Annotated in this window: 15 protein-coding genes; 13 read left to right on the plus strand and 2 right to left on the minus strand. The window is 39.2% G+C overall.

Features of this window, described 5'->3' with window-relative positions; genetic code table 11:
• Nucleotides 1-2: 2 nt before the first annotated feature.
• From ppk1 to LPB86_RS10565, 7 genes are all read left to right on the plus strand, one after another.
• Nucleotides 3-1,979 carry a polyphosphate kinase 1 gene (ppk1, locus tag LPB86_RS10535; protein ID WP_230643392.1) on the plus strand — a complete coding sequence of 659 codons (1,977 nt, stop codon included), beginning with the start codon at nucleotides 3-5 and terminating at the stop codon, nucleotides 1,977-1,979.
• Nucleotides 1,976-2,848, plus strand: coding sequence for an SdiA-regulated domain-containing protein (locus LPB86_RS10540; protein WP_230643395.1), 873 nt, complete (start codon nucleotides 1,976-1,978; stop codon nucleotides 2,846-2,848). The genes ppk1 and LPB86_RS10540 overlap by 4 nt, the downstream gene beginning before the upstream one ends.
• 46 nt (nucleotides 2,849-2,894) lie before the next feature.
• On the plus strand, nucleotides 2,895-5,243 hold the full coding sequence (locus LPB86_RS10545) for a GAF domain-containing protein (RefSeq protein WP_230643398.1): 2,349 nt from the start codon (nucleotides 2,895-2,897) through the stop codon (nucleotides 5,241-5,243).
• On the plus strand, nucleotides 5,240-7,819 hold the full coding sequence (locus tag LPB86_RS10550) for a BamA/TamA family outer membrane protein (RefSeq protein WP_230643401.1): 2,580 nt from the start codon (nucleotides 5,240-5,242) through the stop codon (nucleotides 7,817-7,819). The genes LPB86_RS10545 and LPB86_RS10550 overlap by 4 nt, the downstream gene beginning before the upstream one ends.
• A 2-nt stretch (nucleotides 7,820-7,821) precedes the next feature.
• Complete coding sequence (locus tag LPB86_RS10555; RefSeq protein ID WP_230643404.1) at nucleotides 7,822-9,099, plus strand: NAD(P)/FAD-dependent oxidoreductase; 1,278 nt, start codon at nucleotides 7,822-7,824, stop codon at nucleotides 9,097-9,099.
• A 103-nt stretch (nucleotides 9,100-9,202) separates the two neighbouring features.
• Nucleotides 9,203-10,897 (plus strand): sodium/sugar symporter, encoded by a 1,695-nt coding sequence (locus tag LPB86_RS10560; RefSeq protein WP_230643407.1) that lies wholly within the window; start codon nucleotides 9,203-9,205, stop codon nucleotides 10,895-10,897.
• Between the two features lie 26 nt (nucleotides 10,898-10,923).
• Nucleotides 10,924-11,391, plus strand: coding sequence for a nuclear transport factor 2 family protein (locus LPB86_RS10565; protein ID WP_230643410.1), 468 nt, complete (start codon nucleotides 10,924-10,926; stop codon nucleotides 11,389-11,391).
• 64 nt (nucleotides 11,392-11,455) lie between these two features.
• Here LPB86_RS10565 and LPB86_RS10570 read toward each other — a convergent pair whose 3' ends face one another.
• A complete protein-coding gene (locus LPB86_RS10570; RefSeq protein ID WP_230643413.1) occupies nucleotides 11,456-12,481 on the minus strand; it encodes a LacI family DNA-binding transcriptional regulator in 1,026 nt (341 codons plus the stop codon).
• Between the two features lie 265 nt (nucleotides 12,482-12,746).
• On the opposite strand from LPB86_RS10570, the gene LPB86_RS10575 reads away from it, so the two are divergent.
• The 6 genes from LPB86_RS10575 (at nucleotide 12,747) to LPB86_RS10600 (ending at nucleotide 23,741) form a co-directional block, all read left to right on the plus strand.
• The gene (locus LPB86_RS10575) at nucleotides 12,747-15,938 is read left to right on the plus strand and encodes a TonB-dependent receptor (RefSeq protein ID WP_230643416.1); all 3,192 of its coding nucleotides are present in this window, start codon (nucleotides 12,747-12,749) and stop codon (nucleotides 15,936-15,938) included.
• A 21-nt stretch (nucleotides 15,939-15,959) separates the two neighbouring features.
• The gene (locus LPB86_RS10580) at nucleotides 15,960-17,732 is read left to right on the plus strand and encodes a RagB/SusD family nutrient uptake outer membrane protein (RefSeq protein WP_230643419.1); all 1,773 of its coding nucleotides are present in this window, start codon (nucleotides 15,960-15,962) and stop codon (nucleotides 17,730-17,732) included.
• 10 nt (nucleotides 17,733-17,742) lie between these two features.
• Nucleotides 17,743-19,338 (plus strand): DUF5123 domain-containing protein, encoded by a 1,596-nt coding sequence (locus LPB86_RS10585; RefSeq protein ID WP_230643423.1) that lies wholly within the window; start codon nucleotides 17,743-17,745, stop codon nucleotides 19,336-19,338.
• 83 nt (nucleotides 19,339-19,421) lie between these two features.
• Nucleotides 19,422-20,906, plus strand: coding sequence for a polysaccharide lyase family 1 protein (locus LPB86_RS10590; RefSeq protein ID WP_230643426.1), 1,485 nt, complete (start codon nucleotides 19,422-19,424; stop codon nucleotides 20,904-20,906).
• A gap of 179 nt (nucleotides 20,907-21,085) precedes the next feature.
• Entirely contained in the window at nucleotides 21,086-22,099 is a 1,014-nt protein-coding gene (locus LPB86_RS10595) for a pectinesterase family protein (protein WP_230643429.1), read from the plus strand.
• A 1-nt stretch (nucleotide 22,100) separates the two neighbouring features.
• Complete coding sequence (locus tag LPB86_RS10600) at nucleotides 22,101-23,741, plus strand: glycoside hydrolase 43 family protein (RefSeq protein ID WP_230643432.1); 1,641 nt, start codon at nucleotides 22,101-22,103, stop codon at nucleotides 23,739-23,741.
• 115 nt (nucleotides 23,742-23,856) lie between these two features.
• On the opposite strand, the gene xylA is transcribed toward LPB86_RS10600, so the two are convergent.
• Nucleotides 23,857-25,188: a xylose isomerase gene (xylA, locus tag LPB86_RS10605; RefSeq protein WP_230643435.1), complete on the minus strand. Its 1,332-nt coding sequence runs from the start codon at nucleotides 25,186-25,188 to the stop codon at nucleotides 23,857-23,859.
• Between the last annotated feature and the right edge of the window lie 20 nt (nucleotides 25,189-25,208).

The following is a 25,208-nucleotide window of genomic DNA, read 5'->3' on the forward strand; positions in this document are numbered from 1 at the left end:
TCATGACCGATCAGGTATTTTTTAACAGAGATTTAAGCTGGCTGGATTTTAATCACCGTGTGCTTTTGGAGGCCGCTAAAGACCATGTGCCATTGCTGGAGCGCATTAAATTTTTATCCATTTATTCTTCAAACCTGGATGAATTTTACAGGGTAAGAATGCCTGTTTTAATGGCATTAGATAATTTTAGCACTGGCAATGAGGATCGAAATGTTTTTGAAACGGCAAAGGAAAAAATTGACGGACAATTAAACCAATTTGGCACGATCTTAAAAGAAGCAGTTATTCCAGCACTGGAAGCCAGGAAGGTGAACTGGATTTACAATAAGGTTCTGCCTGATGCGGTGCAGGAGGCAGTGGCTAAGCTGTTTTTTACAGACATACTTGCACACATTGCCCCGGTACACCTGGAGCTTGATGAAACATCTTTTTTTGCGGAAAATAACAAATTATACCAAGCCGTTATTTTAACCGATGCATCTGATAATGAAAGATTGAAATTTATCAATGTTCCCTCAGATGTATTACCAAGATTGTATTCGGTAAAAGCAGAAGGCCGGGAGTACATCATATTTCTAGATGACATCATCCGCCAGCATGTAAACCACCTCTTTCCCGATTGTACTTTAAGGGGCATCTATAACCTTAAAATAACCAGAGATGCGGAATTAAATATTGAGGATGAACAGGATGAAAATATCATTGCTGCTGTTGAAAAGGAACTGGCGAGGCGTGATTATGGCGTTGCTACCCGCTTTTTATGCGAACCGGGGATTCCATTGCGGCACTTGTACAGAATTGTGTATGCCTTAAATTTACATAAGGCCTCTATAGTTGAAGGCGGTGCATACCACAATTTAAAGGATTTAGCTGGTTTTTCTTTAAAAGATAAACAACTGGAATACCCAGAATGGCCGGCAAAAGACGCAGTAACCTTAGCTGCTGAAGAAAAATTACTAGAGACGATGTTGCGTCAGGATATTATGGTCCACACACCTTATCAAAATTATGACCTCGTATTGCGATTTTTTAATGAGGCCGCAGGTGATCCGGATGTGGAAGAGATTTACTGTACATTGTATCGTGTTGCTACGACTTCTAAAATAGTTACTGCGCTGATGACTGCAGCAAAAAGCGGTAAAAAGGTAACGGCAATGCTGGAACTTAAAGCAAGATTTGATGAGGCCAACAATATAAAATGGGCATCAAAGATGAAGGACGCCGGTGTAAAGATTATTTACAGCAGAAATACCTTAAAGGTTCATGCAAAGGTAGCCTTAGTAAAAAGGAAATCCGACTCAGGTTCACAATACCTGGGCTTGTTGGCGACCGGGAATTTCAATGAAGTTACTGCACGTTTTTATACAGATCATATCCTGTTTACTTCAAACCAGGATATCTTGAAAGAATTGGAAGCTTTGTTTGGCTTTTTGGCTAAGCGAAAGAAAAAGCCTTCGAAAGAAGATCATATTGATTTTGAACAGTTGCTGGTGGCGCAATTTAACCTGCAATCAAAGTTTTTGATGTTGATTGACCGGGAAATGGAGTTTGCAAAAGCAGGTAAACCAGCTGCAATCACCATTAAACTTAATAACCTGGAAGAAAAGATCCTGATCTCCAAATTGTATGAGGCTTCCAATGTTGGTGTAAAAATTAAGATGATTGTTCGCAGTATCTGCTGTCTGGCAGCAGGGCTACCTGGCCAGAGTGAAAACATTACAGTGCATCGAATTGTAGACCGCTATCTGGAACATGGGAGGGTATTTATTTTTAACAATGGAGGCAACGAAGAAATTTACATGGGCTCTGCGGATTGGATGAACAGGAATATTTACAGCCGAATTGAAGTGTGTTTTCCTGTTATCGATCCACAATTGAAACATACTGTTAGGGAAATGATTAACTTGCAACTAAATGAGATTGCTGGTGCAGAAGAACAACAGCCACGTTCTCAGGAAGCTATTTATCAAATGTTATGAAAAGATTCTACAAACTATTTACATTATCGGTAATAGCCGCTTTACTTTCCGTTTTTTTCGCCTGCAAATTAGAAGAAAAGAAATACAGCAGTCCGGCAGGATATGACTTAAACAACCCTGAGAAATTTAACATGCCCGAAAGCCTTTTGGAGATTTCTGGCATCGCATTTCATCATGATGATGCCGATACGGTATATTCCATCCAGGATGAGGATGGCGATTTGTTTAGACAAGCATGGGGTGTTAAGAAACAAAAGCATGCTAATTTTAGTGAAAAGGGAGATTATGAAGATGTGGCAATTCTAAATGAAACGGTAATGGTGTTAAAAAGTAATGGGTCACTTTTTGTTTTTCCCTTTGCTGAAGCCGTAAAAGAAGATATTGAAGATCTTAAAGAATGGAAGGATATTTTACCTAAGGGAGAGTATGAAAGCATATATGCTGATCAGCAAACCAACCAAATTTATTTGCTTTGTAAGAATTGTAAAGACGATAAAAAGGACCAAAGTATGTCGGGCTCTATCTTTACCTGGAATGCGGCGAAAAAAGAACTCATCTCTTCAGGTCAGTTTGCGATGGACCTAAGTAAATTGATTGCCACAGAGGCTATTTTGAAAACAGGCCTAAAAGCTTCAGCACTAAGTCGTGATACGCATACCGGAGATTGGTACATTCTATCATCGGTAAATAAACTATTGTTGGTAGCTACAGCCGATTGGAAAGTTAAAAGTGTACACCATTTAGATTCTTCTATATTTAACCAGCCAGAAGGGCTTGCTTTTGACAAAGAGCGGAACCTGTACATCTCTAATGAAGGAGATGAGCTGAGTAGCGGCAACATCTTAAAATTTAAGTACCAGGCTAAATAACATTTTTATCTCACCAGCTGTTAAACACAGTGTATCAAAAAAGGAAATGCAGGCAATCACGTTAGATTTAAATCCTGAAGGCGTAGTAGCCGGAACCAAGCCGGCAATGTTGGAGGCAAAATTCTCTCTAAAGCCTTTTATGGACTTTGTTGCAGAAAAAGTAAAAACAGAGCGAACTGCTAAAGTAAATTTTTACAAATACATACTTGACCGTTTTCATCAATATCCCGAACTGGAGGGGCCTATATTGGCCGGGGATGCCCCCCGTTATTCGGCGCTTTTTGAATTGATTTATACCGCGCTTTCTCCTATCTTAAATGATGAGGAGGAGCAGCTATGGGCTTTAAGTACTCCTTTATCCCCCTGTATTTATTTTGGAAGCGATGCGTTTTACCAGGTATTGTTGGATCCGGTAACCGGGAGTTTAAAATCTGGATTACAGATGCCTTCAGAGAGTAAAATTAAGGAAAGTACGTTGCTTAACTTTTATGATATTGTTTTAAAAAAGTTTTACAATATTTCTTTCAGGACGGCACTTTTCGATATCAAATCCATTATTGACCCAGATACGCATTTATTGAAGCATTACAACCTGGATGTTGATACCCGGTTTTTGGAAATCAAAAACCTGAAGGAATTGCCAGTGTTAAGTCTGGAAACTTTTAAAGATGATTTACAGGATGAGCGTAGTGCCTTGCAGATTTTGCAGCACCTGCTGCCGCTGGAAGATTTCTCTATAGAAGGCATTTCCGTTATCACACTTACTGATGTTACCCGTGAATATGCTCTTGAGTCCATTAAAAACATCATCATTGAACACCATGAGTGTAATGTAGGCTGTCATAGCGATCACCTTTCGGTAGCATTAAAGACGCTTGTTGGTAGTGATGAGATTGAATTTGGATTGCTGCCTTATGTGCAGATTAATGGAAAAATGATTACCCATGATCATTCAGGCTTTACTAGTATTGTGATTGACCTGGCAAAAAAGGAGAAATTGGATTATGAGCAGTTATTGGAAGACTATGTTTTAAATCCCAGAAGGCTGATTTTTCCGGACATTACAAGCGAAGAGGAAAATTTGAAGTATCCATTGCTAAAAATACTCTCTAAAAATGGGATTAAGGCTTATGCGTTGGTACCATTGTATTATAACGGTAAACTGGTTGGTTGCCTGGAAATGTATAGTAAAAACCAGCATATATTTACAAGTCAAACGCTTTCAAAAGCTGAACCCGCAACGACTTTACTAGCGCAGTTGTTCCAGAATATCATTACCGATTTTAATTACGATATCATCACTGTGCTTACTGATAAGTTTACTTCCATTCAGTCTTCTGTTAGGTGGCGTTTTTATGAAGCAGCTTACCGGTATATCGGTTCTGGGGCAAGGGAGCGTAACTTACCTGTAGAGTCTATTTATTTTGAAGATGTACATCCCTTTTATGGAGCAGTTGACATAAGAAATTCGAGTCTGGAGCGTAATCTGGTGATCCGTAAGGATCTGTATACGCATTTTGAAATTCTGGAAAAAACCCTGGAAGGCATCAAAGATAACATTGAGCTCAGTTTAGAAGAGCAGATTCCCGCACATTCAAAAATTTGGGGTTACAAAGATTTTGAAGAACTTTCTGACCGGGAGATCCTCAAAATTGAAGATTACCTGCAAAGACAGCTTCCGCTTTACCTTAATCTTCTAAAAACCGCCCATCCTGAAGTTGCGCAATTGGTTACTGAGTATTTTGAGCGTACAGCAGCGGGGAGCGAAATCTACAAAAACAGGTCTGAATATGAACTGAGTATGCAGATGATCAATCGTGCCGTGAATGCACAGCTGGATGAATTTAATACTGAACTTCAGGCGATATACCCCCTATATTTTGAGAAATTCAGAACAGATGGCGTAGAGTTTGACATGTATCTGGGGCAATCAATTGCACCTCAACAGCCCATGCCGGCAGACTTATTGTCGAGATTTAGGTTGATGCAGTTACAGAGAATTGCCAACATTACCAAGGCCACACATGAACTGATGCCCGAATTGCCCTTAAAACTGTCTACCACCCAACTGATTTTTGTATACGAAAAAGTAATAGATATTAGTTTTAGAACAGATGAACAGCGTTTTGATGTAGAAGGCAGCTATAACATCAGGTATCAAATGGTTAAAAAGCGAATTGATAAGGTGCATATATTGCATTCGCAGGAGCGATTAACCCAGGTAGGGAAAATTGCTATTGTTTATTTTAACCATTGGGAAGCCAGGGAATATATGGGATATATTGAAACACTGCAGCAACAAGGTTTGCTGGAAGAGCATGTGGAGCATCTGGACCTGGAAGAATTACAAGGTGTAGAGGGATTAAAAGCATTGAGGGTTAAAGTGGTAATATGAAATTTAGAAATGTAATTTGTGGTATTGTTTTAGCGCTTACTGTACCTGGTTTGGCCAGTGCACAATACATGCCTGCAGATTCCATTACGGTAGCCATAGCGCCTGAATATGATCAGGTAACATCTTTACACCGGGATTTTTTAGGAGAGAATTACCGTAAGCTTTGGGCTACACCGGTTAAAATGAGGGTGCTAAATCTACAAAAGGAGCGTGGTGGTTTAACCATTGTAAAGCTTGGAGGTGGCAATCAAACCCGTTCTATACGTTTTAAAGATGCCGGAGGTAAGGAATGGGTGTTACGCACCATTCAGAAATATCCGGAACGTGCTTTGCCTGAAAATTTGAGGGCAACGATAGCGAAAAATATTGTGCAGGACCAGGTTTCTACCGGACATCCTTTTGGTGCACTGGTGGTTCCGCCTTTGGCTGATGCACTTCATTTACCCCATGCCAATCCAGAAATTGTTTATGTTGGGGATGATCCGGGATTGATGGAGCACCGGAAGGATTTCGCAAATTCTGCCTACCTGTTTGAAGAACGTGCCTTAGCAGAAACTGATGATACAGACAATACCGAAAAGGTACAACGGAAATTGCAGGAAGATAATGATCATTTAACGGATCAAAAGCTGGTACTTAGGGCCAGGTTACTTGATTTTATTGTAGGCGATTGGGACCGGCACGAGGACAACTGGCGCTGGTTGCCGGAAAAAAAGGATGGTGTAACGTTATATACGCCCATTCCACGAGATAGAGATAAGGTGTTTTATAAAACATCTGGTATTTTTCCCTGGGTACTTTCACATCAATGGTTAAAATCTAACCTGCAGCCTTATAGCGAAAATATCCGTGACATAAAAGGCTGGAATTTTAATGCGCGTTACTTTGACCGCTATTTTTTAAATGGTTTAAATGAGCAGGACTGGAAAAAAGAAATCAGCTATGTGCAAGAGCACATCAGTACGGCATTGATCCAAAAAGCTATTGCTTTAATGCCTGAAGTAATTTTAAAGCAGAATGGGGCGGAAGTAACCGTTTCCTTAACGGGAAGATTAAGGAATTTAGAAGAGATTGCATTAGCATATTACCGTTTTCTGGCACATACCGTTGAAATTCCTGCTTCTGATGAAAGGGAGAAATTTATGCTGAGGCATAAAGATGACGGAGATATAGAGCTGACGATTAAAAATATTAAAAAGGATGGGACAACCGGGCGTACCATTTACCATAGAACTTTTAAGCAAGGGCTAACGAAAGAAATTAGGTTATATGGTTTTGCAGGAGAAGATGTTTTTGAGGTTACAGGGCAAAAGCCATCTAAAATAAAGGTAAGGATGGTTGGCGGTGATGATGTAGATGAGTTTAGTGTCGATTCTCAGCTAAAGAACAAATCCAGACAATATGTTTACGACAGATCTGACGAGGAAAATAAATTTCCCGCTCCTGGATCTGTTAAATTGAAACTATCAACAGATACCACTGTAAACCAATACAACAAAAAAAGCTTTGTATTTGATCAGTTTGGACCACTTTTTCAACTTAATTACAATATAGATCAGGGCTTACAGCTTGGCGCCGGATTGATTTGGCAAAAGCAGGGTTTTAGAAAAGAACCTTATGCCTTTAAACAGGAGTTTTGGACGCATTACTCTACCGGTAGAAAATCTTTTATCCTGACGTATGCAGCTGATTTTAAAAAGGCCGTAGGGGAAAATGATTTAAAAATTGATGCCAATCTGTTGGGCCCAAATAATTTAAGTAACTTCTTTGGTTTTGGAAATGAAACAGCATTTGGAGATGCGGACAATAAAGGCAATAGTGGAATTTCCTATTACCGGAACCGCTATGATTACTTAAGGGCAGATGTTAAACTTAGTCGCCTGATCGCTTCAGATTTACGGCTTGAGGCCGGTGTTGCCAGCTCATATTATACCAGTAGCAGCAATGGAAATGCAAAAAGGTTTTTGAAGGAGTTTGATACAAGTAATCCTGATGAGGCTGTTTTTGCTGACCGGATTTACGGTGGTTTGGTCAGCATACTTACTTACGATACCAGGAATAATATTAGTATGCCCAAAAAAGGCGTTTTCTGGAAAACTTCAGTTACCGGACAAAAACAGGTAAACGGGAACCACGATACGTATGGCGCTGCACATACAGAATTTCGTTTTTACCTCAATCCAGGCAACTCCGGATTTATTATTGCAAACCGTGTGGGGGCAGGAACCACATTTGGAAAGCCTACCTTTTACCAGAAAATGCAATTGGGTGGTGTTCATACCTTAAGGGGCTTTCATACCAATAGGTTTACCGGAAAAAGTATGTTATACAATAACCTGGATTTGCGTGTAAAGTTATTTGATTTTACCTCTTATATTACTCCAGGTACAGTGGGTATAGTAGGTTTTAACGATGTGGGAAGAGTTTGGGAACAGGGACAATCTTCTAATACCTGGCATTATGGCTACGGTGGTGGATTGTATGTTGTGCCTGCAGAATTGATTCTGATCCAGGCCGTGGTTGGTGCTTCTAAAGAAGGGGCACTTCCGTACATTTCCCTGGGATTTAATTTTTAAATATGATGCGTAAAAAGATAGTTATTGTAGGGGGCGGCTTTGCTGGTGTAAACCTGGCCAAAGCTTTAGGAAAATATCAGGAGTTTGATGTGTTGTTGGTAGATAAAAATAACTATAATTTCTTTCCACCCCTAATTTACCAGGTGGCCACCTCGTTTCTGGAGCCAGCAAGTATCAGCTACCCTTTTAGAAAACTGTTTGCCGGGAAACAGAATTTGCGTTTCAGGCTGGGCGTTTTAAAACAAATACTTCCTGAGGAAAATAAAATTATCCTTAGCAATGGAACAATAAGTTACGATGAGCTTGTTTTTGCTACAGGTGCTGAAACCAATTACTTTGGAAACGAGAACATCAGGAAACAAGCTATCCCTATGAAAACCCTTGGCGACGCTCTACAGATGCGCAATACCTTATTGATGCGGATAGAGCAAGCCACTATTTCTACTGATGCGGAGGAAATTAAAAGGCTTTTAACCATTGTAGTAGCTGGAGGAGGACCGACGGGCGTGGAGATTTCTGGTATGTTTGCGGAAATGAGGATGGGAATTATCCGCAAGGATTATCCTGAACTTGCAGGTAAAGGTGGAGAGATCTACCTTGTAGATGGAGGTAAAATGGTGCTGTCGCCTATGAGTGAGAAATCTCAGGTATATACTACAGCGGCACTCACTAAATTGGGTGTTAAACTTGTAATGAGTACCCATGTTGATGATTTTATAGATGACCAGGTCATTTTATCTGACGGTACAACCATTCCGTCCAAAAACCTGATCTGGGCTGCGGGAGTAAGCGCTAAGATATTTGACGGCATACCTTCTACTTGTTACGGCAGGGGAAAACGTATGCTGGTGGATGCCAATAATAAGGTGATAGGTATGGAAAATATTTATGCCATTGGTGATACCTGTCTGCAAACTACAGATGCTAATTTCCCTCAGGGCCACCCACAACTTGCCCAGGTTGCCATACAGCAGGGTAAAAACCTGGCTAAGAACTTTAAGCGTGCTGCTACGGCCCAGCCGCTGCTGCCTTTTAAATATGTTGATAAAGGTAGCATGGCAATTATTGGTAGAAACAAAGCTGTAGCAGACCTGGTGACGCCAAACTTGCACCTAAGCGGACTCATTGCCTGGATGGCATGGTTATTTGTGCACTTAATGTCGTTGATTACTTACGCAAACAGGGCCAGAACTTTCTGGCATTGGATGGTTGCTTATTTCACCAAAGACCACTCGCTCAGAATGATCATAAAGCCTATAAAGGAGGAAGATATAGTGTGAGTTTTACACTAATTTGTGTAATATTCTTATTTGGTATGGTATTCTCAAAAAATCCGCTTATATTCAGCGCATTAATTATAAAATCTAACCAATCAAATTACTGATGAACACATTACACACGTACGATTATGTCGTATTTTTTATCTACTTTATTATTGTATCCTCTTATGGGATTTGGGTTTACAGAAAAAAGAAATCTGCCACCCGAGACTCTAAAGATTATTTTCTTGCAGAAGGATCATTAACCTGGTGGGCCATTGGCGCCTCTTTAATTGCATCAAACATCTCTGCCGAACAATTTATTGGAATGAGCGGCTCCGGATTTAAAATGGGTTTAGCGATTGCTACTTATGAGTGGATGGCAGCAGCAACCTTAATTGTAGTTGCTGTTTTTTTTATTCCGGTATATCTTAAAAATAAGATTTTTACCATGCCCCAGTTTCTTAGCCAGCGTTACAATGGTACCGTAGCTATGATTATGGCTATATTCTGGCTCATGTTGTACATTGTGGTCAACCTGATGTCTATTTTATACCTTGGAGCCTTAGCCATAAGTAACATTTCTGGAGTAGATATTTTTACCTGTATAGCTTTGCTTGCAGTGTTTTCCATTTTGATTACGCTGGGCGGTATGAAAGTTATCGGTTACACGGATGTAATACAGGTGTTTTTCCTCATTCTGGGTGGATTAGTTGCTACCTATATCGCGCTTGATCTACTGGCTACTAAATCCGGGCAGGTAGGGGTGATGAACGGATTAACCTTGTTGCATAATGAAGCCAATGATCATTTCCATATGATATTTGACAAAGAAAACCGCAACTATATCAGTTTACCAGGTCTTTCGGTGTTAATTGGCGGTATGTGGATTGTGAACCTTAACTACTGGGGTTGTAATCAGTATATCACGCAACGTGCCCTGGGCGCTGACTTAAAAACAGCAAGGGGCGGAATTTTATTTGCTGCTTTCTTAAAGCTATTGATGCCTGCAATTGTGGTGTTGCCTGGAATTGCAGCGTATGTTTTGTATACAAAATATGGCATGTTCCATACCGAAATGCTGGATTCAAAGGGTATTGTAGATGTAAATAAAGCCTATCCGAGTTTGTTGAATTTATTGCCTCTTGGTATTAAAGGTTTGTCTTTTGCTGCACTTACTGCGGCTATAGTAGCCTCTCTTGCGGGTAAAGCAAATAGTATCGCTACCATATTTACCTTAGATATTTACAAAAAAGCCATTAACCAAAATGCTTCCGAAAACAATATGGTTAATGTAGGTAAGATTACCGTTGTCATTTCCATTATTCTTGCAGTAATTATGTCGCTGATTATCGGAGAGCAGCTTATGGGCGAGGGTAAACAAGGATTTAATTACATTCAGGAATATACTGGTTTTGTCTCTCCTGGAATTTTTGCCATGTTTATTTTAGGGTTTTTCTGGAAAAGGACCACTTCAAATGCGGCACTTTTTGCTACCATAGGTGGCTTTATATTTTCTATTGTCCTTAAGTTTTTACCACTTTGGGTAAACCTGGATTTTTTAACCCCGTATGGTTTATATCAACCTAATTTTGATAATAACGGAATCTTTGAAATTCCATTCCTGGACAGAATGGGATTGGTATTCTTACTCTGTATTATAGGAATGAGTATCATTACCAACATTGAAAATAGAAGGGGTGTAGTTCCTAAAGGTCTGGAAGTAGATACAAAGATGTTTAAAACCTCTCCGGGTTTTGCAATCGGTGCGCTTATTATTATCGTGATGTTAACTGCACTTTATACCATTTTTTGGTAACTTGACTTCGATAAATTAAAAGAATTATGAAAACCATTATCACAACAGTATTACTAATGACAGCAAGTATTTTAACACAGGCACAAAGCAAAGTGCCTGTAATAAGCAAGGAAGAAACTGCGGTAAACGCAGGCATTGAAAAATTAAGGGTAGCCATGATAGCCGGAGATAAAGCAGGTTTGGAAAGTGTGCTTGGAAAAGAGCTTTATTATACACACTCTAATGGGCACATTGAAACCCGTGAGCAATTTATAAAGGCAATTAGTACCAAGAAATCTGATTTTGTTAAAATTGATTTGGTACATCCTTCTGTTAAGTTTTTACTGGAAGGTGAAATTGCACTTGCCAGACACATTTTAGTGGCCGATACCAATGATGGCGGCGTGCCAAGGCATATTTTTCTTGGTATTGTACAGATTTGGAAGAAAGAAAAAGGAGACTGGAAGATGATCTCCAGATCTTCATTCCACGTGCCTGAAGAAGACGCACATTAATATATTTTTGGAGTCGTCATCCCTACAGAGCGGGATGACGATTACTAGAAACAAAAGATAAGTATTATAGAATTGTGCTGTTACGTATAAACATGCTGGTATCCAGAACTTTCTTTTCAAACTCATACACCGGATATTTGCTTTCTATCAGTTTAATCAGCATATCTGTAGCAATTTGTCCAATTTCGAAAGCAGGTTGACGTACAGAGGTTAAAGAAGGGTTCAATAGATCTAAAACATCAGAATTGCTGAATCCTGCAATGGCCATATCTTCGGGAACTTTGATGCCCAGGGTTTTAAAAACAATCAAACAACCCATACTAAGCCGATCGCCCGCTATAAATAAGGCATCAGGTCTATCTGCCAAATCCATCAGCTCTTTAACTGCAATTTCTACCTCTTCATGAAACATGCCCCCATGCGGACAATGTTTAATATAATTTTCATTTACAGGTATGCCATGATCTTTCAAGGCCTGCTTATAGCCTTTCAGCCTTTCAATACTGATAGAAAGATGCTCAGAACTGGTTAAATGAGCTATTTTTTTGCAGCCTTGACTAATGAGTTGGGCGGTAGCTTTATACGCTCCTTTTTCATTGTCTGCTATTACCTTATGGGTATCTATTTCATCGGCCACCCGATCAAAAAATACGATGGGTAAACCACGGTCATGCAAGTTCTTTAAATGCGTAACATCATTTGTTTCAGAGGATAGAGAGATCAGAAGCCCGTCTACAGAGCGGGAAGCTAAATGCTGAACATTTACTTTTTCACGATCGTAAGATTCATGTGTTTGTGTGATAATTACGTGGTAGCCCCGGTCATAAGCAATAGATTCAATACCATTAATGGCCTGTGAAAAATAATTGTTGGCCACTTCACTTACAATTACACCAATAGATTTACTTCGGCGTTCTTTTAAGCTTAGTGCAATCGGGTTTGGAAAATAATTTATTTTTTGTGCGTACTCCAGTACTATCTTTTTTGTCTCTGCACTAATCTCATGGGTATCTCTTAAAGCTCTTGAAACAGTGGAGGTTGAAAGCCCCAGGGCTTTGGCAATGTCTTTTAAAGTAGAAGGCTCAAACATGAATAGCAGCTATAAAATAATGAGGTATATTACAAATCAATAATGAATTATTGCAAGATAAGGTTAATACTAAACTTATAAAAATTTTTAAGTAATAGTATGGCAACGTTCTCGGGAACGATTGCACAGATTTATGTATTCCTATTGAATACGTTATTAAAAAAAACAATGTACACTTGCTTAAGGAGTACGCCCAAGGTATTTCCGATAACCAAATATTATAACCAATATTCCCCAGCTGAGGCTTGGGATTAATCTAAAAAGTATGAAGAGAACATTACTCCTGTTTTCATTATTTTTGACTTTTTTTGGCGCTGCTCAAGCCCAAACAAGACAAGTAACTGGAAAAGTCACAGACAAATCAAACAACGAAACCATTCCTGGCGTAAGTATTACCGTTAAAGGTACAAACGTAGTAGTAAGTACAGATACGAAAGGAGAATTTAAAATCGCGGTGCCTACTACAGGCACTGTTGTATTGGTAGCCCGCTATGTAGGCTATAAGCCGTCCGAGATTACGGTGGGCACACAAACTAAAATTAACTTTTCTTTAGCTGAAGATGTAAATACCCTTAACGAAGTGGTGGTAAACATCGGTTACGGAACAGTAAAGAAAAAGGACTTAACGGGTGCGGTATCTTCTGTAACTGCCGACGTAATTGCAGCAGCTCCGGTTTCTTCAGCACTACAGGCCATTCAGGGTAGAGTTGCCGGTGTGAATATATCCTCTACAGAAGGCTCTCCTGATGCGGAGATGACCATTAGGGTAAGGGGAGGCGGATCGCTTACCGGTGACAATACACCACTTTACATTTTAGATGGTTTCCCTGTTGCTTCTATTTCTGATATTGCGCCAGCGGATATTGAATCAATTGATATCTTAAAAGATGCCTCGTCTACTGCTATTTATGGATCAAGAGGTGCTAATGGTGTAATCTTGGTTACCACTAAAAATAGTAAAAATGGAAAAACAGCCATTAGTTTCAGCTCTTTTACAGGGATTAGAAAACTAGCAAAAAAATTGGATGTATTGACTCCATTGGATTATGCAACATTTCAATATGAGCGCTCTTTGTTGGCAAATGCGCCAAATGAATACACAAAGTATTTCGGGAACTACCAGGATATTGACCTATATGGTAATGTAGTTCCAAATGACTGGCAGGAAATCGTTTTTGGACGTACGGGTACCACTTACAATCAAAACTTAAACATTAGTGGCGGTGGCGAGAAAACTAAATTCAGTTTAAGTCATAGTTATGTGAAAGACAAGGCTATAATGATTGGGTCTGGCTATCAGAGGCATAATATGAATTTTAAGTTAAATCATAAATTGTATGATAAATTAACCCTTGATTTTGGTGTTAGATATTCAGATACTAAAACAGAAGGTGGTGGAGCTAACGAGCAAAACGAGAAATCATCGGCAGATTCGAGATTAAAGTACGCTATGATTTATCCTGCTTTTCCAGTTGGAGATTTAACGGATAATGACGTTACTGATCCGAATTTCAATCTATATAATCCAATTGATGCGATTTATGACAATGATCAGCTAATTCGTAGAAAGATGACCAATTTAAGCGGAGCATTAACCTATAATATTGTTGATGGACTAAGGCTGCGTTCCGAAATTGGTTATGATGGGTATAAAAATGAACAGGACCGTTACTACGGTAGTACAACTTACTTTGTAATTAATAACGTTGCATTATACCCGGGGCTACCAGCAGTTATTTTTACAAATACAACCAGAAATGCAATAAGAAATACCAATACACTATCTTATGATTTTAAGAAGTTATTAGGCAAAGATCATAACCTTAACTTCCTGCTAGGGCATGAATATATTAAAACAGCACAGGAAATACATACTACACAGATTGACGGATTTCCTGCCACCTATGATTTTGATGCTACACGTAAACTATCTGGACAAGGTAAAGAAAGTAAATCAGCGAAAGTGTTTAGCCCTGATGATGTTTTGCTATCTTTTTTCAGCAGGGCAAATTATGATTATAAAGGAAAGTATCTGTTAAGTGCTACCTTTAGAGCAGATGGTTCATCTAAATTTTTAGGAAGTAAAAACCGTTGGGGGTATTTCCCATCTGCTTCTGGTGCCTGGAGAATTTCTGCTGAGGAATTCATGGATGACACAAAGTCATGGTTAAATGATTTAAAATTAAGACTTAGTTACGGAACAGCGGGAAACAACAATATTCCAGTTGGCCAGACTATTCAATTATTCGCTCCAAATGACCCTTCAACGCCTGTTTATACAAATGGATATGCCAACTTCTTAGCACCTAATAAAACTCAGGCCAATCCCGATTTGAAATGGGAAACTACAATTACCAGAAATATTGGTTTAGACTTCTCCCTGTTTAATTCGAAGGTTACTGGTACAATAGACCTATATAAAAATAAGACAAAAGACTTACTCCTCTTGTATTTAACAGGGGGCGGTGGTTATGATAACCAGTATCGCAATATAGGCGCAACAGAAAATAAGGGTCTGGAGTTTTCTGCTAACTGGAATGCGGTTAGAAAAACTAACTTTGATTTAAGCCTTAATGCAAATATTAGTTTTAACAAGAATAAAGTACAATCATTAGGTGGATTGTCTAATTATCCAGGGACTTCTGGATGGGCATCCACAGAAATTGGCGAAGATTATCGAGTTGAAGAAGGTGCTTCTGTAGGAAGGATTTTTGGGTATCAAAGCGATGGAAGATATAATGTTTCTGATTTTCTTCCTTATAATGGATCAGCCTGGCAACGAAAACCCGGCGTAGTGAACGCAACTGATATGATTGGTACGCTAAGACCGGGTTCAATGAAATTAAAAGATTTAAATGGAGATGGAGTTATTAATTTATCTGACAGAACAATTATAGGTAACGCAACTCCTTCACATACTGGTGGTTTCTCTATAAATACAAGAATTTACAACTTCGATATTGGTACTTACTTTAACTGGAGTTATGGCAACGACATTTATAACGCCAATAAAATTGAATATACTTCTACCAGTAAATATAATTCTAGAAATATGATTTCGGTAATGGAAACAGGTTCACGATGGACGAACTTGCGTGCTAATGGAACGATTAGCAACGATGGCGCGGAATTAGAAGCAATGAATGCCAACACCACACTTTGGTCGCCATATATGTCTAAATATGTACTTACAGACTGGGCTGTAGAAGATGGATCATTTCTGAGATTGGGAACCTTAACCCTTGGTTATACTTTAGGTAAGGATTTGTCTAAAAAGCTTGGAATGAAAAGCCTAAGGGTTTATACTTCAGCATATAATTTATTTGTGATTACAAATTATTCTGGATTTGATCCTGAAGTATCAACCAGAAGGAAAGACCCACTAACCCCAGGGGTAGATTATTCTGCATATCCAAAAAGTAAAACATATGTAGTTGGTTTAAATGTGAATTTTTAAATAGCTATCAAAATTAGAATCATGAAAAAGATTATATATATACTATCCGCGGTAATCACAATTGGCTTAGGAAGCGGTTGTAAACGCACTTTTGATACTCCAAATGAGTCTGCTTTAGATCCGTCTATTGTTTTCTCAACACCTTCATTGGCCGAACCTGCTGTAGCAGGAATTCTGCAGTCATTTGGTGAAACCAATTCTTACCGTGGCCGTTATCTGGTAAATTATGGTATAAATACTGATGTTGAGGTTTATAACAGTTTAAAATCAACTACAGGTGAACAGGCAAGATTATCCAATTACAATACCAATGTAGATAATGGACAAATGAATACTGATAATAATGCCTGGGCAAAATTCTACGAAGGTATAGAAAGAGCCAATCTTGCGGTTTCAGGTCTTAGAAAATACGGTAACATAGCTGCAAATCCAGAGATGGCTCAGATTTTAGGTGAAGTTTTAACAATAAGAGCAGTTTTATATAACGACCTAATTAAAGGCTGGGGCGATGTGCCGGCACGTTTTGAACCAATTGAACTGGCTACTAATTATTTGCCAAGAAGTGATCGCGATGTGATTTATAAACAATTACTGGCAGATTTAGCTGAGGCTCAAAATTACCTGCCATGGCCAAATGGCAATGCAAAAACCAGTTCAGTTGAGCATGTAAGTAAAGCATTTGCAAAAGGTTTAAGAGCTCGTTTGGCTTTAGGTGCGTGTGGTTATGCTCAGCGTTTGGATGGTACCGTTCGTTTAAGTACGGATCCTGATCTAACTAGTGCTAAAATGTACGCCATTGCAAAAAAAGAATGTGTTGACATTATCGATAGCAAAAGTTTGAAACTGCTTGCTTTTAAAGATGTATTTGTAAAATTGAATGAAGAAGCCGGGGCAGCTGGTTTAGAATCTATATGGGAGATTCCATTTAGTGAAAACAGAGGAAGGGTAATTTTTGATCTTGGTGTAAGGCATACAACTACTGATAAATATACAGCACAAGCGAGAGGAGGAAATGATGGGCCAAATCCAATCATGTATTATGAATATGAAACCGGTGATGTGAGAAGGGATGTTTCAATAGTTTCTTATGAATGGACAAATGGGATACAGGTTCCTTCGGCCCTTAGTCGTCAATATTTTGGCAAATATCGTTACGAGTGGATGAAGCGAAGGGTAACCAATACCAATGATGATGGTTTAAACTGGATGTATATGCGCTATGCTGATGTGGTATTGATGGCTGCCGAGGCAGTGAATGCGATAGATGGACATGACGCTGCCGCTCCTTATTTAAAAATGATCCGTGACCGTGCATTTCCAAATGATCCTGCAAAAGTCGCCACATTTATGACAGCTGCTACTGTATCTGATGCTACTTTTCAACTTGCAATAGAAAACGAAAGGGCATTAGAGTTTGTTGGAGAAATGTTAAGAAAAGCTGATTTGATCCGCTGGAATAAGTTAAGTTCAAAACTGAACGAAGCAAAGACTAAATTGATTCAACTTGAAAACAGGCAAGGTAAATATGCTACTGTTAATACCAAAATTTATTACAAAACGCTTGCTGATGGAGAAACGGTTCAGATTTATGGCTTAAACCCAGGCGAAACAGGCGTTCCAGATGCATCTTATACATTAAATAAAACATGGACAATGGTTTCTTCTGGAGAGCCTACATCATATTGGGAGTCTTTATTTATCAAAGATCCTAACCTACAGCAGTACTGGCCAATATGGCAAGTCTTTTTAAACAACTCAAACGGGCTGTTAAATAACAAAAATTTAGGTTTATAATCATCATCTTATGAATTTTAATAATATAAAAACAGGCGTTTTCTTCTTACTGCTCTTAATAGGATTGGTAAGCTGTAAGGAAAATGAATTGGAACAAATTACCACGCTTAAAGTAGATAGGGCATTTTCTCCAACTGGGTTAACTGCCGTTGTCATAAACAAAACTGGTGCTCGCCTAACGTGGAACAAAGTAACTAATGCAGACTCTTATACCATTGAATTTTTTGCAAATGGAACTCTTGATTTTTCCGGAACCCCAGTAAAAAAAGTTGAAGGTGTTTTATTTAGTCAGGCTCCTTATACCGTAACTGGATTTAACGGCGCTACAGCTTATTCCGTACGTCTAAAGGCGGTTGGTAAGGACGTTGGAGATTCTAAATATGTTACAGCAACTTTTACGACAGAAACTGAGCAAATTTTTCAGGATATTGTTCCTGCAAAATTGACGGCAAGATCAGTGACTTTAAATTGGCCAGCTGGGCAGGCAGCGACAACTTTGACTGTCAATCCGGGTAATATTGTGCATACAGTAACGGCATTAGAAGTTGCAGCTGGTGAAGTAACGATTACAGGATTAACACCAAAAACAACTTATACTGCTGTACTAACATTAAATGCTGCTGTTAGAGGGACTAAAATATTTACAACTACCGCGGAATTACCTACTGGTGCCGATGTTGTATATGTTGCCGCAACAGATGATCTTGCTGCAATGATTCAGGCGGCAACCACAAGTACAAGGTTTGTTATATTGGAAGGCACAAAATACAATTCGGATGTAACTGTAACTATTCCAGGTGGAATAAATATTAGTATCATCGGAGAAGTGGCAACAAACAAACCGATTGTTTCATTTAATCAAATTATGCTTCCTACTATTGGCGGGAAACTACATTTTGAGAATATCGAATTAAGTGGTTATGCAAAGGGGGACGAGACAACTACCAAACGCGCGTATATCATTAACCAAAATGTACCAACTGTTACTGAAGAAGTTTCTTTCGAAAATTGTTTAATCAGGCATTTCACGAATACCCCAATGCGCCTGCAGTCTACAAATGTGATGACAATTAATAATTTTATTGTCACCAATTGTATCATAGAAGATATTAGTGATAATGGTACAAGTAGTGGTTATGCATTTATAAATTCAAATGTTGCCTTGGGCAAAATCAATAACATTAGCATCACTAATAGTACTTTTTCTAATTTGGGATTTGGTTTAATCCTTCACAACGCTGCTTCCTCATTGTCAGTAACGATTGATAACAATACCTTTTATAACGTAATAGCAGATACAAGATATTTGATTGATTACAATGCACAAACTATTAGTAGCGGGTTTTCTTTCAAGAATAATATACTAGCAAAAACCTATTCACCAGCGGGAACCGCAAGAGGAATAAGGGCTGGTACAACGCCAACAACTTCAAATAATTATCAGGCATCTGATGTGATATTTGCTGGAAATCTTATTCCTGGGATAACCCCGTACACCGGAACAAGCGCAACTTTATTTACAGCGCCAGCAACCAAAAATTTCAAAATAAAAGATGATACTTTTGCTGGAAAATCCAGTTCTGGAGATCCCAGATGGAGATTGTAATCTTTTCTAATAACAAGCAACGGGATGCAATTTGCATCCCGTTGTACTTTAAAGACTAATTATTTTGTTTATTAATTATTGCTATGACATTCAATCGAGTTATTGTAGGTTCTATCGTACTGCTTGTTTTTTTCGGTTTCACAAATTGCAAAAAGAAAAAAGCAGCTGATGCTTCGCCTTCGACAACAGAAAATAAAGACACTACAAAACCACCTGTGTCGGAAACTGCTTACGCATTTCCTGGAGCCGAAGGATTTGGTAAGTCTACTACTGGCGGCCGTGGCGGCAAGGTAATCAAGGTAACTAACCTTAATGATGCTGGTGCAGGAAGCTTAAGAGCAGCCATTGCTGAATCGGGGCCACGAATCGTAGTATTTGAAGTCTCTGGAAACATAAAGCTAAGCAGTCGCATTCAGATAAAAAATGCAGACATCACCATTGCCGGCCAAACAGCACCAGGTGACGGAATTTGCATTCAGGATTATGAAATGAATGTCGATGCAGACAATGTAATTATACGTTTCTTGCGTTTTAGAATGGGAGATTTAACCAGAAATGAGCAGGATGCCCTTTGGGGACGATATCATCAAAATATCATTATAGATCATTGTTCCATGAGCTGGTCAATTGATGAGTGTTCTTCATTTTATGCCAATAAAAATTTTACGATGCAGTGGTGTGTGCTTTCTGAGAGTTTGAACAAGTCATTCCATGAAAAAGATGACCATGGATACGGCGCAATTTGGGGAGGAACGAACGCGACTTTTCATCACAATTTACTGGCGCATCATAACAGTAGAAATGCAAGGTTTGATGGAGGTAACCGTACCGGAACAGGCAGTAGTCCTTTTGGCATAGATAAGGTTGACTACCGCAATAACGTAATTTACAATTGGGGTAGCAACAGTGCCTATGGTGGGGAGAACGGACAATATAATTTAGTAGCCAATTATTATAAACCTGGGCCGGGAACAACAAGTTCTAAAAGGAACAGGATCATGGAAATCTCTATGGAGGCCGATCTGGCTAAATATGGGCCTGGTTATGGTAAGTTTTATGCATCTGGAAATTATGTTGATGGTAATGCAACGGTTACTGCAGACAATTGGAATGGCGGTATGGATAAAGGATCAGGTTTGGGTGATGCAAACTATGCATTGGCAAAAATGAATTCGCCTTTTGAAGCAGAAGCAATAACTGTGCATAGCGCAGTACAGGCATATAATGCGGTGCTGCTATATGGAGGCGCCAGCTTAAAAAGAGATGAGGTTGATACCCGCATCATGTCAGAAGTGAAAGATGGAACTGTGACATTTAATGGCTCCAAGACTGGTAAAAAAGGCATTATAGATTCTCAAACCGATGTAGGGGGCTGGCCGCTTTTAAATTCTTTACCTGCACTTTTAGATACCGATGCAGATGGTATGCCAGATAGTTGGGAAATAGAAAATGGATTGGATCCTAAAAAGGCAAATGCTGAGGGCAAAAATCTAAGTACAGGTTATACCAATATTGAAGTTTATATCAATAGTTTGGTAAAAGACATTACTGCAAATCAGCTAAAGTGATTGAAAAAATATATCAATTGAAGCCTCAGGCTTTCACAAAAACCATACCCACAGATCGTTCAATGCGCCTTTAAGGAGATGTAATCGCCATTGGTATCGATTGCATAGATTTTAATGCTGCTTATCTGCTTAAGCTGATTTAAAGTTTGTACAATTGTTAACCAATATAACCTTTTCCAATGAGCAAAATAGTTTTTAAACTTGCTGCAGCGTTTTGTTTGATGATGGTATCAATTTCAGGCTATGCTCAGCAAATAAAATATCCTGCTGTCATTCATGTTGCATTAGATGGCACAGGCAATTATAAAACCATACAAGAAGCGGTAAATTCGGTTCGCGATCTGGGCAAAGAAGAAGTAAAGATCTTCATTAAAAAAGGCGTTTATCATGAAAAACTTGTTATTCCATCCTGGAAAACAAACATCTCATTGATTGGGGAAAATCCAGACAGTACAATCATTACAAATGCAGACTATTCAGGTAAAAGTTATGCTAATGGAAAAGATGCTTTTGGACTGGAGAAATTTAGCACCTATACCTCTTATACTGTTTTGGTACTGGGAAATGATTTTAAAGCAGAAAATCTGACCATTGAAAATACTTCTGGAAGGGTAGGCCAAGCCGTAGCCCTGCATGTAGAAGGAGACCGGGTAATTATTAAAAACTGCCATTTGCTGGGTAATCAGGATACTTTGTATGCGGCAACCGAGGGTAGCAGGCAATATTATATCAACTGTTCTTTGCAAGGCACCACAGATTTTATTTTTGGAGAAGCTACTGCAGTATTTCAAAGCTGCACCATAAAAAGTCTTTCAAACTCATACATTACAGCGGCTGCCACCAGGCCAAACCAAAAGTTTGGCTTCGTTTTCTTCGACTGCAAGCTCCTTGCTGCGCCTGGCGTAGATAAAGTATTTCTTGGAAGGCCCTGGAGGCCATATGCCAAAACAGTTTTCATTCGCACAGAAATGGGGTCGCATATTGTACCAGAAGGATGGAATGCCTGGAAAGGTGATGCAATGTTCCCGGATAAAGATAGAACTGCCTATTATGCAGAGTATGGTAGTACCGGAGCAGGTGTCAATACTGCTAAGCGGGTAGCCTGGTCAAAACATTTAAAAAAAGTAGCAAATTATACATTAACAAATATTTTTAATCGCGGTGACCTATGGAATCCGGAAAACAACAAGTAGAATGTTTAAAATTATTTCAATCACTGCATTAACTGTTTTAAGTGCAACGCTAAATATACATGCCCAATCTACCATCAAAACCACAGGCAACACATCGAAGGTTTGGGTGGCCGATTTAGGAAACGGAAAGTATAAAAACCCGGTATTGGATGCTGATTATTCAGATCCTGATGCGATACGCGTGGGTGATGATTTTTATATGGTTGCTTCCAGTTTTGACGCGGTACCAGGCCTGCCTATTCTCCACTCTAAAGATTTAGTAAACTGGACAATACTAACACATGCACTAACCCGTCAGCCTCCATTTGAACATTTTGCAAGAACACAGCATGGAAATGGGGTGTGGGCACCTTCAATTCGCTACCATAACAATGAGTTTTATATTTACTATCCTGATCCTGATTTTGGGATTTATGTAATTAAGGCTAAGGATGCAAAAGGCCCATGGTCAGCGCCAAAAATAGTGGAGCCAGGTAAAGGATTAATAGATCCTTGTCCGCTATGGGATGACAATGGAAAAGTATACCTGGCCTATGCCTATGCAGGCAGCAGGGCAGGAATCAAAAGTGTAATTGCGGTAAAGGAACTTAATGCTGTGGGAGATCAGACAATTACATCGGGAACCATTGTTTACGATGGGCATGAACTGGATCCTACAATAGAAGGCCCAAAGTTTTATAAAAGAAATGGTTACTATTACATTTTTGCCCCGGCGGGAGGTGTGGCAACTGGCTGGCAGTTGGTGTTGCGGTCTAAGAACATTTATGGGCCTTATGAACGTAAAGTAGTAATGGATCAAGGGAAATCTTCGGTAAATGGGCCTCATCAGGGCGCATGGGTAACTACCCAAACTGGAGAAGATTGGTTTTTACATTTTCAGGATAAATTTGTTTACGGTAGGGTAGTACACCTGCAGCCCATGAAATGGGTAAAGGATTGGCCGGTTATTGGTTTGGATATAGACGGTGATGGAATTGGAGAACCTGTAAGGACTTATAAAAAGCCAAATGTTGGTAAAAGCTGGCCCGTTACTACACCTGCAGAAAGTGATGAATTTGATGGTAACGTATTAGGTTTGCAATGGCAGTGGCAGGCTAATCCAAAAGCAACATGGGCTTTTGCAAGCGCCGCTACAAGTAAATTGAGGTTGTATACAGAACAAATACCTGACAGCGCCAAAAATTATTGGGATGTACCGCAATTGCTGTTGCAAAAGTTTCCTACAGAAGTATTTACGGCAACTACCAAACTAAAGTTTATGCCCAATCCTAAACTGGAAAATGAAAAAACAGGCTTAATAGTTATGGGGAGAAGTTACGCAAGTTTGGCTTTAAAAAGTGATAAATCTGGTATTGCTATCGTTTATTCTGTCTGTAATGGTGCAGACAAGGGCAAAGCAGAAGTAGAAAAGACTATAGCAAAGTTAAATGGTAACGAGGCTTATTTGAGGGTACAGGTAAGTAAAGGTGGCGTATGCCAGTTTAGTTATAGTAAAGACGGAAAAGACTTCACAAATGTTGCCGCGGCTTTTGAAGCCAAGGAAGGGCAGTGGATTGGTGCAAAATTAGGATTATTTGCAACCAGACCTGAAAAGATTAACGATTCTGGATATGTAGATTACGATTGGTTTAGGATCAACTAAACGTCATCTCGAAATGAGGAACGATTGAGAGATCTATTTTCAAATGAATGAATAGATCTCTCGTCGCTAGCTCTGTCAAGAGGACGGAGCATAACAACGAGAGATTAAGTTGGATTTAAATATATCTGTTTACAATGTTTTCCAGCAATTCCTGTTTGCCACTTAAAGTTTCAGGCTCGCCATTCTCATGAGCATAATTGGCTAGATCTTCTAGACTCAGTTTACCATTTTCAAAATCTTTACCCGCACCACTGTCAAATGAAGCATACCTTTCTGTTCTGATTTTTTTGTAATCCGATTTTTGAAGGATATTATCGGCCGCAATCAAAGCCCTTGCGAAAGTATCCATTCCACCAATATGTGCGTAAAACAAATCTGCCACGTCAGTAGAGTTCCGTCTGATCTTCGCATCAAAGTTAATACCCCCGCCTTGTAAACCACCAGCTTCTAAAAAGATCAGCATGGTTTCTGCCAATTCATTGATATTGTTAGGGAACTGGTCGGTATCCCATCCATTCTGATAATCACCACGGTTGGCATCCATTGACCCAAGTAAACCAGCATCAGCAGCAACCTGAACTTCATGCTGAAAAGTATGGCCAGCAAGAGTAGCATGGTTTACCTCTAAATTCAATTTGAAATCGTCCATTAAATCGTATTGACGCAGAAAACTAATTACTGTTGCCGAATCGTAATCATATTGGTGTTTAGAAGGTTCACAAGGCTTAGGTTCAATTAAGAAATTTCCTTTAAATCCTTGTTTGCGGGCGTAATCTTTTGAGGCATGTAAAAATTTAGCCAAATGTTCCTGCTCCCGTTTCATGTCGGTGTTTAGTAAAGACATATAACCTTCTCTACCGCCCCAGAATACATAATTCTCTCCACCAAGGGCAATAGTTGCATCCAGTGCAAATTTTACCTGGGCCGCACCATGTGCCAATACGTGGAAATTAGGGTTAGTAGAAGCACCATTCATATACCTGCGGTGAGAGAATAAATTAGCTGTGCCCCAAAGTAATTTAACACCACTTTCTTCCTGTTTTTGTTTCGCATATGCTACCAATGCCTGCAGGCGTTTTTCATTGTCTTTTACATCATTAGTATAATCTACAACGTCTACATCATGGAAACAATAAAAAGGAAGGTTCATTTTAGTTAAAAATTCAAAAGCAGCATCCATTTTATCTTTTGCTCTTTCTACAGCATCCGCTTTCTCGTTCCAGGGATGAATGATGGTAGGTTCTCCAAAAGGATCAGCTCCATTGCCAACAAAAGAGTGCCAGTATGCACCTGCAAAACGCAGGTGGTCTTTCATTGATTTGCCTGCAATAATCCTGTTTTCATCATAGTAGCGAAAGGCAAGAGGATTGTCAGAATCTACACCCTCAAATTTTACCTGACCTATGCCTTTAAAAAATTCTTTTTCTCCGGTAATTACACTTGTCATACTTTTTAATATTATGGTTT

Origin of the sequence: Pedobacter sp. MC2016-14 (assembly GCF_020991475.1) — a bacterium.
Taxonomy (GTDB): Bacteria; Bacteroidota; Bacteroidia; order Sphingobacteriales; family Sphingobacteriaceae; genus Pedobacter.